Consider the following 505-nt stretch of genomic DNA (forward strand, 5'->3'; position numbering starts at 1 on the left):
CCAGGCCGTGGCCGAGCGCCGCGCCTACCTGGCCGAGCACCGCCTGCGCCGTCGCGACGGCCAGTGGCGCCATTATTCGGTGCGCGCCATTCCCACCATGGATGCCCGTGGCGACATCATCGAATGGGTCGGCGTGCATACCGACATCACCGAACTGCGCCGCACCGAGGACGCGCTGCGCCAGCTCAATGCCGGCCTGGAAATCGGCATCCGCCAGAGCACGCTGGAGCGCGACCGGCTGTGGGGTATGTCACAGGACATCATGGCGATTGCCTCGCTCAACGGTTATTTCCTGAATGTGAATCCGGCCTTCACCGCCATCCTCGGCTGGAGCCTGGAAGAGGCGGTATCGATGCCCTTCCTGGAAATGACCCATCCCGACCATCGCGCCGACCTCGTCAGCAAGGTGGAACTGCTGGCGCGCGGCGAGGCGCTGGTGCGCTACGAGGTGCGCGACCTGCACCGGGACGGCGGCTTCCGCTGGCTGTCCTGGACCATCGTGCCC

The 505-nt window shown here is 66.9% G+C and carries 1 protein-coding gene; it reads left to right on the forward strand.

What is annotated here, in order from left to right; genetic code table 11:
* The coding region (locus JK635_RS27775) for a PAS domain S-box protein (protein WP_202651167.1) at positions 1-505 on the forward strand (505 nt) is incomplete at both ends.

This window comes from Neobacillus paridis, from assembly GCF_016765675.1.
Classification (GTDB): domain Bacteria; phylum Bacillota; class Bacilli; order Bacillales; family Cytobacillaceae; genus Neobacillus; species Neobacillus paridis.